Source organism: Sphingomonas sp. S-NIH.Pt15_0812 (assembly GCF_003951315.1).
GTDB lineage: Bacteria > Pseudomonadota > Alphaproteobacteria > Sphingomonadales > Sphingomonadaceae > Sphingomonas.
This window is the reverse complement of sequence record NZ_QLJH01000011.1, coordinates 76,193-90,219: the sequence shown is the minus strand read 5'-3', so window position 1 is coordinate 90,219 and position 14,027 is coordinate 76,193. Positions and strand designations below refer to the sequence as shown.

Annotated in this window: 11 protein-coding genes; 6 read left to right on the top strand and 5 right to left on the bottom strand. The window is 68.8% G+C overall.

Annotated features, from left to right (window positions below; all coding sequences use genetic code 11):
- Nucleotides 1-6: 6 nt before the first annotated feature.
- Genes BRX43_RS09395 through BRX43_RS09385 form a run of 3 tightly spaced genes read left to right on the top strand, consistent with a single transcriptional unit; the run spans nt 7 to nt 6,100 of the window.
- Nucleotides 7-1,218, top strand: coding sequence for an efflux RND transporter periplasmic adaptor subunit (locus BRX43_RS09395; protein WP_125994595.1), 1,212 nt, complete (start codon nt 7-9; stop codon nt 1,216-1,218).
- A complete protein-coding gene (locus BRX43_RS09390; protein ID WP_125994594.1) occupies nt 1,218-4,520 on the top strand; it encodes a multidrug efflux RND transporter permease subunit in 3,303 nt (1,100 codons plus the stop codon). Before BRX43_RS09395 ends, BRX43_RS09390 begins: the two co-directional genes overlap by 1 nt.
- Nucleotides 4,517-6,100 carry an efflux transporter outer membrane subunit gene (locus BRX43_RS09385; RefSeq protein ID WP_125994593.1) on the top strand — a complete coding sequence of 528 codons (1,584 nt, stop codon included), beginning with the start codon at nt 4,517-4,519 and terminating at the stop codon, nt 6,098-6,100. The genes BRX43_RS09390 and BRX43_RS09385 overlap by 4 nt, the downstream gene beginning before the upstream one ends.
- Nucleotides 6,101-6,109: 9 nt before the next feature.
- Here the strand turns inward: BRX43_RS09385 and mtnP are convergent, their stop codons facing one another.
- A complete protein-coding gene (mtnP, locus tag BRX43_RS09380) occupies nt 6,110-6,976 on the bottom strand; it encodes an S-methyl-5'-thioadenosine phosphorylase (protein ID WP_125994592.1) in 867 nt (288 codons plus the stop codon).
- Nucleotides 6,973-8,385, bottom strand: coding sequence for an amino acid permease (locus BRX43_RS09375; protein ID WP_125994641.1), 1,413 nt, complete (start codon nt 8,383-8,385; stop codon nt 6,973-6,975). Before BRX43_RS09375 ends, mtnP begins: the two co-directional genes overlap by 4 nt.
- A 173-nt stretch (nt 8,386-8,558) precedes the next feature.
- On the opposite strand from BRX43_RS09375, the gene BRX43_RS09370 reads away from it, so the two are divergent.
- Nucleotides 8,559-9,896, top strand: coding sequence for an MFS transporter (locus BRX43_RS09370; protein WP_241214875.1), 1,338 nt, complete (start codon nt 8,559-8,561; stop codon nt 9,894-9,896).
- A gap of 49 nt (nt 9,897-9,945) precedes the next feature.
- Nucleotides 9,946-11,109 carry a glycoside hydrolase family 68 protein gene (locus tag BRX43_RS09365; RefSeq protein ID WP_125994591.1) on the top strand — a complete coding sequence of 388 codons (1,164 nt, stop codon included), beginning with the start codon at nt 9,946-9,948 and terminating at the stop codon, nt 11,107-11,109.
- On the opposite strand, the gene BRX43_RS09360 is transcribed toward BRX43_RS09365, so the two are convergent.
- Nucleotides 11,054-11,716 (bottom strand): DUF1349 domain-containing protein, encoded by a 663-nt coding sequence (locus tag BRX43_RS09360; RefSeq protein WP_206433173.1) that lies wholly within the window; start codon nt 11,714-11,716, stop codon nt 11,054-11,056. The two genes, BRX43_RS09365 and BRX43_RS09360, sit on opposite strands and share 56 nt — an antisense overlap.
- Nucleotides 11,717-11,823: 107 nt before the next feature.
- Between BRX43_RS09360 and BRX43_RS09355 the strand changes: the two genes are divergently transcribed.
- Nucleotides 11,824-12,375, top strand: coding sequence for a TetR family transcriptional regulator (locus BRX43_RS09355; RefSeq protein WP_125994589.1), 552 nt, complete (start codon nt 11,824-11,826; stop codon nt 12,373-12,375).
- A 19-nt stretch (nt 12,376-12,394) separates the two neighbouring features.
- On the opposite strand, the gene BRX43_RS09350 is transcribed toward BRX43_RS09355, so the two are convergent.
- A complete protein-coding gene (locus BRX43_RS09350; protein WP_125994588.1) occupies nt 12,395-12,928 on the bottom strand; it encodes a hypothetical protein in 534 nt (177 codons plus the stop codon).
- 59 nt (nt 12,929-12,987) lie between these two features.
- Nucleotides 12,988-14,016 (bottom strand): LacI family DNA-binding transcriptional regulator, encoded by a 1,029-nt coding sequence (locus tag BRX43_RS09345; RefSeq protein ID WP_125994587.1) that lies wholly within the window; start codon nt 14,014-14,016, stop codon nt 12,988-12,990.
- Between the last annotated feature and the right edge of the window lie 11 nt (nt 14,017-14,027).

The window sequence follows — 14,027 nt, the reverse complement described above, 5'->3', positions numbered from 1 at the left end:
CAGGCAATGCGGCCTCGCGTCGCGGTCATCGCTCTGGCCATCGCTTTGGCGGCGTGCGGGGGCGGTAGTGAGTCGCAGCAGAAGGGCAAGGGAAAGAATGGCGGCCAACCGGGGCAAGGAACGCCCCAGGTCGGCTATGTCGTCGTCCAGCCCACCGATGCCGCATTGGTGACCGAGCTGGCAGGACGCACGACCGCGTTCGAGAGTTCCGATGTGCGCCCGCAGGTGACCGGCATCATCCGCCGCCGCCTGTTCAAGGAAGGATCGATCGTCCAGCGCGGCCAGCCGCTCTACGAGATCGATCCGCGCCTCTATCGCGCCGCCGCCAACCAGGCCGCCGCCAATCTGCAAAGCGCCCAAGCCAATCGCGAGGCCGCATCGATCCTGGCCCAGCGCTACAAGCCGCTCGCCGAGATCGAGGCGATCTCGAAGCAGGACTATACCAATGCCGTGGCGCAGGCGCGCCAGGCCGCCGCGGCCGTCGCCCAGAACCAGGCCGCGCTGGAAACCGCGCGGATCAACCTGCAATTCACCACCGTGCCCGCACCGATCAGCGGCCGCATCGGCCGCTCGCTGTTCACGGTCGGCGCGCTCGTCTCCTCGACCCAGACCGATCCGCTGGCGCAGATCCAGCGGCTCGACCCGATCTTCGTCGACATCCAGCAATCGGCCGGCGACATCCTGTCGCTGCGCCGCAGTCTGGCTAGCGGCGGCGTCGCGCCGACCCGTGCACAGGTGCGCCTCAAGCTGCCCGACGGCAGCGATTACGGCCAGACCGGCACGATCGAGTTCGCCGAGGCGCTGGTCGATCCGACCACCGGCACGACGACGCTGCGCGCCCGCTTCCCCAATGCGCAGGGGCTGCTGACGCCGGGCATGTTCGTCCGCGCCAGCTTCGCCCAGGCGATCGACCGCCGCGCCTTCCTGGTGCCGCAGGCGGGCGTCAGCCGCGATCCGCAGGGCAATGCCACGGTCATCGTCGTCGGCCCGAACAACAAGGCGACGCAGAAGACCGTCACCGCCGAGCGGACGCAAGGACCGAACTGGGTCGTCACCAAGGGCCTGTCGGACGGCGACAAGATCATCGTCCAGGGCCTGGGCAAGCTGCGCCCCGGCCAGACGGTGAAGCCGGTCCCCGCCAACACGCCGCAGAACGTCCAGGCCCCGCCCCAGGGTGAGGGCGGCGGCGGCAGTGCCGGCCAGCAGAAGGGCCGCTGATGCTCAGCCGGATCTTCATCGACCGTCCGATCTTCGCCTGGGTGCTCGCGATCATCGTGATGCTGGCGGGCGTGGGCGGCATCCTCGGCCTGCCGATCGCGCAATATCCCGACGTCGCCCCGCCCCAGGTGTCGATCCGCGCCACCTATCCGGGCGCCAACGCCCAGACCATCCAGAACAGCGTCACCCAGGTCGTCGAACAGACGCTGACCGGCATCGACGGGCTGCTCTATTTCCAGTCCGCCTCGTCCAGCCGTGGCCAGGTGACGATCACCGTGACCTTCGACAAGGGCACCGACCCCGACATCGCCCAGGTCCAGGTGCAGAACCAGGTGCAGCAGGCGCTGCCCCGCCTGCCCCAGCAGGTGCAGCAGCAGGGCCTGATCGTCCGCAAGTCGAACCCCGATTTCCTGCTGGTCGCCGCCGTCTACGACACCACCGACCGTACGACCAATCGCGACGTGTCGGACTATCTCACCTCATCGCTCCAGGACCCGCTCGGCCGCACGCCGGGCGTCGGCGACACCAATGTCTTCGGCTCGCAATATGCGATGCGGATCTGGCTCGATCCCAACAAGCTCAACGCCTATCAGCTCATCCCGTCGGACGTGGTCCAGGCGATCCAGACCCAGAATACCGAGGTCGCGGCGGGCGAACTGGGCGGCCAGCCTTCGGGCGCCAACCAGTATCTGAACGCGGTCGTCACCGCCCAGTCGCGGCTCCAGACGCCCGAGCAGTTCCGCAACATCCTGCTCAAGACCACCAATGACGGCGCGGCCGTGCGCATCAAGGATGTGGGCTGGGTGGAACTGGGCGCGGAAAGCTATGCCGCGCTCAGCCGCGTCAACGCGCATCCGGGCGCCGGCATCGCGGTGCTGCTCGCCCCCGGCGCCGACGCGCTGAAGACCGCCGAGCTGGTCAAGGCGCAGGTCGCCGAGAGCGCCAAGTCCTTCCCGCCCGGCTACGAATATACCTTCGTCAACGACTCGACCGAGTTCATCAAGCTGTCGATCGAGGAGGTGGTGAAGACGCTGATCGAGGCGATCATCCTGGTCGTCATCGTCATGTTCGTCTTCCTGCAAAGCTGGCGCGCGACGTTGGTGCCCGCCATCGCGGTGCCGGTGGTGCTGCTCGGCACCTTCGCGGTCTTCTATCTGGCCGGCTTCTCGATCAACACGCTGACCCTGTTCGGGCTCGTGCTGGCGATCGGCCTGCTGGTCGACGACGCGATCGTCGTGGTGGAGAATGTCGAGCGCCTGCTGGAGGAAAATCCCGGCATGTCGCCGCGCGAGGCGACGATCCAGTCGATGGACGAGATCACCGTCGCGCTGATCGCGATCGCGCTGGTGCTGTCGGCGGTGTTCCTGCCCATGGCGTTCTTCGGCGGGTCGACCGGCGTGATCTATCGGCAGTTCTCGCTGACCATCGTTTCGGCGATGATCCTGTCAGTGCTGGTCGCTTTGATCCTGTCGCCCGCGCTCACCGCGACGCTGCTCAAGCAGAAGAAGCAGGACGAGAGCGGCGATCCGATCGACGACAGCTTCCTCGGCCGCCGCTTCCCCAAGGTCGCGCATTTCTTCGAACGCGCGCGCGACAATTTCAACAACGGCTTCGATCGGGCGAGCGACCGCTATGTCGGCGCGGTCAAGGCGATCGTCGCGCGCAAATGGCTGTGGCTGGGCATCTATGTCGTCGTGGTCGCGGTGCTGGCCTTGCTGTTCCTGCGCCTGCCGACCGGCTTCCTGCCGACCGAGGACCAGGGCATCGGCATCGTCCAGTTCCAGTTGCCGCCCGGCTCGACCCAGAACCGCACCTTCGAGGTGCAGAAGGAAGTCGAGAAATACTTCCTGACCAACGAGGGCAAGAACATCGCGACCGCCTTCTCGGTCAGCGGCATCGGCGGCGGCGGCGCGCCCGGCGGGCAGAACACCGGCCTGGGCTTCGTCGCGCTCAAGAACTGGGCGGAGCGCGAGGGCAAGGAGAACAGCGCCGACGCCATCACCGGCCGCGCATCGGGCGCGTTCAGCAACCTGCGCGACGCGCAGGTCTATGCGCTGGTGCCGCCGGCGGTGCGCGGTCTGGGCCAGTCCAACGGCTTCACGATCGAGTTGCAGAACACCAGCGGCATGAGCATCGAGAAGTTCGAGGCCCAGCGCGACAAGCTGCTGGCCGCCGCGTCGGCCGAACCATCGCTGGTCGGCGTCCGCCTGACCGAACTGCCCGACGTGCCGACCCTGCATGTCGATGTCGATCCGCAGAAGCTGTCCAGCTTCGGCCTGACCCAGGCGAACGTCAACGCGACGTTGTCGGCGGCCTGGGGCGGCCAATATGTCAACGACTTCCTCGACCGGGGTCGCGTGAAGCGCGTGTTCGTGCAGGGCGACGCGCCGTATCGTTCGAAGCCATCGGACCTGGACCAGTGGTTCGTGCGCGGATCGCAGGGGCAGATGGTCCCCTTCTCCTCCTTCGCCACCACCAACTGGCAGAAGGCGCCGGTGTCGCTGTCGCGCTTCAACGGCATCCAGTCCTATGAATTCCAGGGCTCGGCCGCGCCGGGGCAGAGTTCGGGCCAGGCGTTGGAGACGATGCGGCGGCTGGCGGGGCAGATCCCCGGCACCTCGGTGGCGCTGGCCGGCCTGTCCTATCAGGAGGATGTCTCCTCGGGCCAGGCGCCGATCCTCTACGGCCTGTCGATCCTGGTTGTGTTCCTGTGCCTGGCGGCGCTGTACGAAAGCTGGTCGATTCCGTTCGCGGTGCTGCTCATCATCCCGTTGGGGCTGATCGGCGCGATCGCCTTCGTCACGCTGCGCGGCCTGACCAACGACGTCTATCTCCAGATCGGCCTGCTGACGACGATGGGGCTGGCGGCGAAGAACGCGATCCTGATGATCGAGTTCGCCGAACAGGCCGAACGCCAGGGCAAGCGGGTGATGGATGCGGCGCTGGAGGCGGCGAAGATCCGTCTGCGGCCGATCCTGATGACCAGCTTCGCCTTCATCTTCGGCGTGCTGCCGCTCGCCATCTCGACCGGTGCGGGCGCCAACAGCCGCATCGCGATCGGTACGGCGGTGATCGGCGGGATGCTGTCGGCCACCTTCCTGGCGATCTTCTACATCCCGTTGTTCTTCGTCCTGGTCCGTCGCGGCGTGCGCGACGGTATCGCCAAGCTGCGCGGTCGCCCGACTGGTCACCAGGGCAAGGACGACGATCATGGCGACGGCGACACGCCCTATGGCCCGCCTCGGCCGCAGGGCCCGCATCAGCCCCAAAACGGCCATCAGACCCGACCGGAACCCGCATGATGCGTAACGTCCCCCTGCTGCTCGCCACCGTCGCGCTGTCGGCATGCAGCCTCGCGCCCAAATACCAGCGCGCCGAATTGCCGGTGCCGCCGAGCTGGCCGGTGGGCGATGCCTATCTGCGCCAGCAAGAGGCGTCGCTGCCCGCGATCACCTATCCGCAGGTCTTCACCGACCAGCGTCTCCAGACGCTGATCGGCCAGGCGCTGGTCAACAATCGCGACCTGCGCATCGCCGTGGCCAATATCGAGGCGGCGCGCGCGCAATATCGCGTCCAGCGCGCCAGCCTGTTGCCGCAGATCGCGGCGACCGGTCGCTACAGCTATCAGGGCGGCGGCAACGGCGCGACCAACCTCTCGGGCGGCGGAACCGGGACGGGCGGCACGGGCACCGGCGGGACTGGCACGGGTGGAACCGGCGATCCCACGGGCGGCGGCACCGGTGGCGTGGGCGGCGGCAATAATGGCGGCGGCACGATCGTCACCACCTCGCGCTCGGGCAGCGCCTGGTCGGTGGGCCTGGGCACCACCGCCTTCGAACTCGACCTGTTCGGCCGCATCCGCAGCCTGAGCCGCGCCGCGCTCGACCGCTATTTCGCGACCGAGGCCGGCGCGCGCGCCACCCGGCTGACCCTGGTCGGCGACATCGCCGATGCATGGCTGACCTATGCCGCCGACCAGAGCCTCTACCGCATCGCCAACGATACCGCCGCCAATGCGCGGCGCATCGTCCAGCTGACCCGGGCCCGGCTCGACGGCGGCATCGCGCCCCGTACCGACCTGACCCAGGCGCAACAGGTGCTGGCGACCGCCGAGGCCGATCTCGCCCAGCAGCGCACGCTGGTGGCGCAGGACGTCAACGCCCTGCAACTGCTGGTTGGCGCGCCCTTCGATCAGCGGCTGTTGCCCGGCCCGATCGAGGACGTCGCCGGCAGCATCGCGGCCCTGCCCGCCGGGCTGGACAGTTCGATCCTGCTGCGCCGGCCCGACGTGGTGCAGGCGGAATATCAGCTTCGCGCCTACAACGCTGAGATCGGCGCGGCGCGCGCGGCGCTGTTCCCGCGCATCTCGCTGACCGGGCTGGTCGGCTTCGCCTCGACCGCCCTGTCATCGCTCTTCACCGGCGACGCCTTCAACTATTCGGTCGCGCCGAACGTCAGCTATCCGATCTTCCAGGCCGGGGCCGGCCGGGCGAACGTCCGCTATACCGAGGCGCAGCGCGATGCCGCGCTGGCCAGCTATGAGCGGACGATCCAGTCCGCCTTTCGCGACACCGCCGATGCCCTGGCCCGGCAAGGCACCATCGCCGACCAGCTCGCCGCCAATCGCCGGCTGGTGGGCGCCAATGCCGATACGCTGCGTCTGACCGATGCCGCCTATCGCGGCGGCGTCACCCCGTTCCTCAACACGCTGGACGCGCAGCGGACGCTCTACACGGCGCAACGCTCGCTGATCGCGACGCTGTTCACCAGCGCATCGAACCGGGTCGCGATCTATCGCGCGATCGGCGGCGACTCCTCGCTGGAGGCGACCGCGGACGGACCCCGGCCGGTCACCCCGTCCGGAGCGCCCCGGGCGGAGTGAGGATCGGGTTCAGCGGACGGCCCGCCCCGCCACCGCATCCAGCCTCGCGATCATCGCCGGCGCCCGCGCGTGCGGCGGCGTGATGATCGCCTGATCCAGCCCGGTATCGATGGGCGAGCCCGGTCGCTCCTCCGGCAGCGCCAGCAACAGGCGGCGCAGCGTCTCCCGCGCCAGCGCCGTATTCGCGCCGACCTGCGCCAGCACCTGCGCGACATCGACCGCCGCCGCTTCCTCGCGCCAGGCGTCGTAATCGGTGACCATCGCGATCAGCGCATAGGGCAGCTCCGCCTCGCGGGCGAGCTTGGCCTCGGGCATGGCGGTCATGCCGATCACGTCCGCGCCCCATTGGCGATAGAGCCGGCTTTCGGCGCGGGTCGAGAAGGCGGGCCCCTCCATCGCCAGATAGGTCCCGCCGCGCGTCACCGTCCCGCCCGCTGCCCGCACCGCGTCCGCCGCCAGCGCCGAAAGGCGCGGGCAGACCGGATCGGCCATCGACACATGCGCGACCAGGCCCGTGCCGAAGAAGCTTTCCGCCCGCCCCCGGGTACGGTCGATGAACTGGTCGACGATCGTGAAGCTGCCCGGCGCGCGGTCCTCGCGCAGCGATCCGACCGAGGAGATGGCGAGCAGGTCGGTGACGCCCAGTCGCTTCAGCGCATCGATATTGGCACGCGCATTGATCTCGCCCGGCGCGATGCGATGGCCGCGACCATGGCGCGGCAGGAAGGCGACGCGGACATGGCCGATCCGCCCGGTCAGGATCGCGTCGGACGGCTCGCCCCAGGGGGTCTCCACCTGCTGCCAGCGCGCCTCCTCCAGCCCGTCGATCTGGTACAGGCCGGAGCCGCCCAACAGGCCGATCGTCCAGCCGCTCATGCGACGCGCCGACGCGCGTAGAAAAAATAGACCGCCAGCCCGACCAGGTTCCAGCCCAGGAACCAGAGCTGCGTCCGCGTCGGCAGGCTGACGAACAGATAGAGGCAGCCCAGGATCGCGCCCGCGCCGACGACCCAGGCGGCGGGGGTGCGGAACGGCCGCGCCATGTCGGGCGCGCGGCGGCGCATCACCAACATGCACACCGCCACCGCGACGAAGGCGGTCAGCGTCCCGGCATTGGCGAGCGCGGCGATGGCATCGATCGGCAGGAAGCCCGCGAACACCATCACCAGCAGGGCGGTGAAGATGGTGATCCGCACCGGCGTACCGCGCCGCGACACCTGCGCCAGCCCCTCCGGCAGCAGCCGATCCCGCGCCATGACGAAGAAGATGCGGCTCTGCCCGTAGAGGAAGGCGAGGATCACGGTCGGCAGCGCGATCACCGCCGACCCGGCCAGGAAGGCGGCGACGCCCGGGCGGCGCAGTTCGCGCAGGATCAGCGCCAGCGGCTCGGGGCTGGCGCCGAAGCGGGTGAAGGGTACGGCCCCGACCGCCGCGATCGCAACGACCATATAGATGACGATGCAGACCACCATCGAACCGACGATGCCGATCGCCAGGTCGCGGCCGGGATCCTTGGCCTCTTCGGCCGCCGTCGAGATCGCGTCGAAGCCGTAAAAGGCGAAGAAGATGATCGCCGCCGCCGCCATCACGCCGCGCTCGACGCCATCCGGCGACATCGCCTTGGCAAAGCCGAAGGGCGAGAAGGGCTTGAGGTTGGCGGTATCGAAATAGGGCAAGGCGACGACGACGAACACGGCCAGCGCGATCATCTTCACCACCACCAGCACCGCGTTGATCGTGGCGCTCTCGCGCGTGCCGAGCGTCAGCAGCCCGGCGACCAGGGCGACGATGACCAGGGCGGGCACGTTGACGCCCCATTGCGCGATACGGCCGTCGACCAGCGCCGGCCCATGGGTCATCGCATCGGGCAGATGCACGCCCAGGCCCAACAGGAAGCCGTTGGCATAGCCCGACCAGCCGACCGCGACGGTGGCGACGACCAGCGTATATTCCGCCAGCAGGCTCCATCCCACGACCCAGGCGATCACCTCGCCCAGCACCGCATAGCTATAGGTATAGGCGCTGCCCGACACGGGCATCATCGTCGCCATCTCCGCATAGGCGAGCGCGGCGCAGGCGCAGATAGCGCCGGCGATGGCGAAGGACAGGATCACCGCCGGTCCGGCGCGGTCCGCCCCGACGCCGATCAGCGTCAATATGCCCGTGCCGACGATCGCACCGACGCCCAGCGCCACCAGATGCGGCCAGGACAAGGTCCGCGCCAGTTGCTGCTTCGCCTCTGGCAGCGCGATCGCCTTGCGCCTGAAAATGCCTGATCCCGCCATCATGCTCCCCCTTGCCGGTCGTTGCCGTCCGGTACACGCTGATCCGCACGGCGGGAAGCCGGCCGTGCACCACACCCTGCCCGTACCGTTCCTGCAATCGATTGTTGCAAGTTGGTCCAACTGCCGCCATGATGCCGCCAGAGCCGCCGACAAGCGGCCGAGAGGATGATCGGATGCACGCCCCCGCCGCAAAACCCCGTCTGTCGCTACCCCGCATCCTGGAGATGAACCTGGGGTTCCTGGGGCTGCAATTCTCCTTCGGCCTGCAACAGGGCAACATGGCCCCGATCTACAGCTATCTCGGCGCGTCCGAGGCGTCGTTGCCGGTGCTGCAACTCGCCGGGCCGATCACCGGGCTGCTCGTCCAGCCGCTGATCGGCGCGCTGAGCGATCGGACCGACAGCCGCTGGGGGCGGCGCACGCCCTATTTCCTGTTCGGCGCGGTGCTGTGCGCGATCGGCCTGTTCTTCATGCCGCTGAGCAGTTCGCTGCTGATGGCGGTGTCGATGCTGTGGATCCTCGACGCCGGCAACAACATCACCATGGAGCCGTATCGCGCCTATGTCTCCGACCGGCTGAACGAGGACCAGCACCAGATCGGCTTCCTTACCCAATCCGCCTTTACCGGGCTGGCGCAGATGCTCGCCTTCCTGACGCCCTCCCTGCTCGTGCTGTTCGGGATGAACCAGGATTGGGTCGACGCGCACAACATCCCCTATACCGCGCGCGCCACCTTCATGGCCGGTGCGGTGCTGAGCTTCTGCACGATCCTCTGGTCGATCCGGCGCGTGCCCGAGCTGCCGCTGACGACGGCCGAGCGAGCGCATATCGCCGCGCAGCCCAAGGGCCTGGGACCGGCGGTGGCGGAGATCGGCCGCGCGATCCGCGACATGCCGCTGGCGATGCGCAAGCTGGCGCTGATGAGCCTGTTCCAATGGTATGCGATGGCGGCCTATTGGGCCTATGTCATCTATGCCATCGGCCGTTCGGTCTATGGCACCGACGTGCCGACCTCGTCCGGCTTCCACTCCGCCGTGCTGACCAATGGCGAGATGGCCGCCTTCTACAATGGCGTCGCCTTCGTCGCCGCCTTCGCGATGGTCCCGCTCGCCCGGCGGCTGGGCGCGGCGACGCTCCATGCGCTGTGCCTGGTCGTCGCCGGCGCGGGGATGCTCTGGCTGCCGCATGTCACTGACAAGGCGATGCTGTTCCTGCCCGCGATCGGCATCGGCCTGGGCTGGGCGAGCATCATGGGCAATCCCTATGTCATCCTCGCCGGGTCGATCCCGCCGGAGCGGACCGGCGTGTACATGGGCATCTTCAACATGATGATCGTCATCCCCATGCTGCTGCTCGCGGCCACCCTGCCCTTCATCTACCAGCCCCTGCTCGATGGCGATCCACGCAACGTGCTGAGCCTGTGCGGCGTGCTGATGTTCGCGGCGGCCGCCGCCGTCTGGTCGGTCCGCACCCGCAACGCGCAAGGATTGCCGCTCGGCGCGACGCCCTGACCGCCGGCCGGCCCCTCCCCCTTTTCCCTTCTTCGTCATTGGATGCCGCATGTCTTCATCGCCCACCCATTGGTCTGCCGCCTCTGCCGCGCTGGCCGCCGATCAGCCGGCCGCCGCCCTGCCCGTCATCCGCATCGGCGACCTGGTTCCGGTACTGCCCGGCCGCGACGTCTGGGACATGTGGCCGATCGGCTATGCCGATGGTCGCACCGCCTGTATCGACGGGCGAAGCTGGTGGTTCTTCCTCGACGCGCCCCAATGCGACGATCCGGACGACCGACATGACCTGGCGCGCATCCGCCTGACCAGCCTGGGCGCGGATGGCTGGCGCGACCATGGCGATGCCTTTCCGGACGGCTTCTCGCCCGGCAGCCGCGAGTGGTCGGGATCGGCGGTGCTGGCAGCGGACGATCGCACCCTCACCCTCTATTTCACCGCCTCCGGACGGCGCGAGGGCGGCCCCCGGTTCGAGCAGCGCCTGTTCGAGGCGCAAGGCGTGTTCGCCGAGGGCCGTCTGAGCGATTGGACTACGCCGGTGGAATCGGTCTTCGCAGATGGCAGGGATTATGTCGTCGCCAACGAGGCGGAGGCCCCCGCCCACGGGATCAAGGGCTTTCGCGATCCGGGCTATTTCCGCGATCCGGCCGACGATCGCGAGTATCTGCTGTTCGTCGGCTCGGCCGGCTGGACCGACGCGCGGATCGACGGCGTCATCGGCGTGGCGCGACGGGACGATGGCGCGTGGCACCTCCAGCGCCCCCTGGTGGAGGCGATTGAAGTCAACAGCGAGTTGGAACGCCCGCATATCATCGTCCGGGACGGCCTCTACTATCTGTTCTGGTCGACCCAGGCGAAGCGCTTCGCCCCGGGCCTAGGCGCGCCGACCGGCCTCTATGGCATGGTCGCGAACTCGATGGCGGGGCCGTGGCGGCCGCTCAACGGCAGCGGGCTGGTCGCCGGCAATCCGCCCGCCGAACCGTTCCAGGCCTATTGCTGGTGGGTGACGGGCGAGCTGGACGTGATCAGCTTCGCCGACTTCTGGGGCCTGGATGGCCGCGCGCCCGATACCGCCGCCATCCGCCGCGCGCATTTCGGTGGCACCGTCGCGCCCTGGTTCCGGCTGGCGCTGGCGGGGGAGACGGCGACGATCGTGTCGGTCAGCTCAGATCATGCAGGTCCTTGCCCAGCGGCGGCGTCAACGACCAGTCGCTGAACCGCACCGCCAGGCCCGCACGCTCCGGCGTGCAGGCCATCGGGCCGACGCGGTATCGCGTGGCGACGGGGAACGGGCAGAGCCGCACCAGCGGCCAGTGCCGGCCGTCCGCCGACACCTGGAGCCGCAGCACGCCCTTCGCCACCGTCGCGCGCATCCAGAAATCACGGGCGTCGCCCTCATAGGGGCCGGTCGCCCAGTCCGACCGGCCGTCGGTCAGCACGCTGCTCAGCATCGCCCGACCATCGGACAGTTCGATCCCCGCCTTGACCCAGCGCCGCTCGTCGAGCCGCACCATGATGCCGGCCTGATCGTAGAGCTTCTGGTACGCGCCGCGGATGCGCAGCTGGGCGGTGAAGGCGTCGCCCGTCTCGAAGCCGAGGAAATGGCCGGAATCCCGGGTGAAGCCGTAATGGGTCTCGCGCCAGAAATCGGTGCCCTTGTCCGTGACGATCGCCAGCGCATCGCCGGTGATGCTCGTCCGGGCCGGGCGGTTCAGCCACACGCCCTGCGACCAGGGCCCCCCGGCCGCCGCCTTGGCCGTGCCTTCCAGTCCCATCAGCGCGCCCGTGGCCAGCGTGCCGCCGATCATGCCCCGCCTGGTCATCGCGTCCATAAATCCCTTTCCCGGATGGCCCGATCGCCATGCTGCGCTATGCTGAACATCGTTATGTACATTTGTACACATCGTGCAACCGGGATTTCTCCGCCGTCATGACCAGCTCGCCGCCCCGCCGCCGCGTCGATCCCGATCGCCGTCGCCGGATCATCGATGCGACGATCGCGGTGATCGAGGCGGAGGGCGTGGCCGGCACCACCCATCGCCGCATCGCCGCCGTCGCCGACGTACCGCTCGGCTCGCTCACCTATCACTTCACCGGACTGGACGAACTGATCCGCCTGGCCTTCGAGCAGGTGGCGGAAGCGAGTTCGGACGGCGTACTGGCGCGGCTGGAACAGGCGACGACGCGCGAGGAAGCGATCACGGCGACGGTCGACGTCATCGCCGGCAATCTCTGGTCGACGCCGCAGACCCTGCTGCTCAGTTACGAACTCTATGCCTATGCTGCGCGGCACCCGGAGATCGCGGCGATCATGCGCGGCTGGATGGCGCGGAGCCGGGCCGCGCTCGAGCGGCATTTCGATCCCCTGACGGCCCGCGCGATCGATGCGCTGATCGAGGGGATCGGCATCCATGACTCGGTCGATACCGATCCGCTGACGCCCGAACAGGTCGAGGCGGTGATCCGGCGCGTGGCGGGCTGATCCCCGTCCGGCCGCGTCGCTATCGGTGGAGGAACCAGCCGATCGTACCCAGTAGCGCCAGCGCGCACAATCCGCCCTGCGCCCGCACCAGATAGGCCAGGCCGACCACGCCGCTCGCGGCCAGCGCGCCGACGGCCACCGGCCGATCGGCGATCCGTTCCAGCAACAGGGTGCCGCCGATCAGATTGCCCGCCGCATGGGCCGCGATCCAGAGATAGGACGGCCATACGCCGATCGATCCCCCCAGCGGCAGCTTGATCGTCGCATAGCCGCGCATACTGCCCGGAAACAGGTCGGCAGCCAGATGCAGACCGATACCAAGCCCCAGCCCCGCCGCGACCGGCCAGGTGCGGACGTCGAGCATCGCGACCAAGGCCGGCAGGACGCTGTGGATCAGCGCGCTGCGATGCCCCAACCGCAAGGGTGTATCCAGATCGGGCAACCGCGTGCCCGCCGCCGCCGCCAGCACCACCGTGGCGCCAAGGACCCATGGTCCGTCGCCACCGGTAAAGGCCAGGATCACCGCGAGCAGAAGGAACAGGGAGGCCGCCATGTCGCGCGGCTAGGGCTTCGTACCTGCTTTGTCCAACAAAACGGAACAAATGTAGCCCGTCAGGCCGTATCCCGCTCCACCAGCACCGGTCGCATCTCCACCGACGGGGCCTCGCTGCCGTCGATCCGCGCGAACAAGGCCTCGACCATCGCCTTGGCGCCGGTCGCCAGATCCTGCCGCACGGTGGTGATGCGCGGGATCATATATTCGGCGAAGGGCAGGTCGTCGAAGCCGGTGATCGCCATGTCGTCGGGCACGCGCAGGCCCCGGTCGGTCAGGTCGCGCACCGCGCGCATCGCGATCAGGTCCGACGCGGCGGCGATGCCGTCCACCTGACCCTCGATCCGGTCGAGATGCGCGGCGATCTCGCCCGCCATGCCGTCCGATGCGAGATGCGTGTCGAGTTGCAGCGGTGCGTCCAGCCCCGCCGCCGCCGCCGCCGCGCACAGTCCGCGATGCCGCTCGAAAATCTCCAGCGATCGGATCTCGCCCAGAAAGGCAAGCCGCCGGCACCCGCGCGCGATCAGCCGCTCGCCGACCAGTCGCCCGCCCTCGAAATTGTCGACGCCGACCGCGCAGTGGCGCTGTCCCGGCAGGGTGCTGCCCCACACCACCAGCGGGCGATAGCGCGCGGCGACGCGCTCGATCGTCTCGAACTGGTCGGACTGGCCGATCACCAGCACGCCGTCGAGCATCCCGGAGGTGACGATCCGCTCCAGCCAGTCGTCCGCATCGGGGATGACGCGCGACAGCATCAGGTCATAGCCGCGCTCGGTCAGCGCATCCGCCAAAGGGCCGAGCAGGCTCATGAAGAAGGGGTCGGACAGATGCTGGCGACGCTCATGCCCCAGGGGCACGACGACGCCGATCAGCCCCGTCTGCTGCGTGCGCAGGCGCCGCGCCATCTGGTTGGGGCGGAACTGGTGCTGCGCCGCCAGTTCCTCGATCCGGCGGCGCGTCTCGTCGTTGACGACGGACTTGCCCGCCAGCGCCCGCGAGACGGTGCCGGCGGAGACGCCCGCCAGCCGGGCGAGGTCGTTGATCGTGCGGACCTGATCGGTCGCGAGCGGGCTGTCATTCTGTTGCATGGCGATGGCAC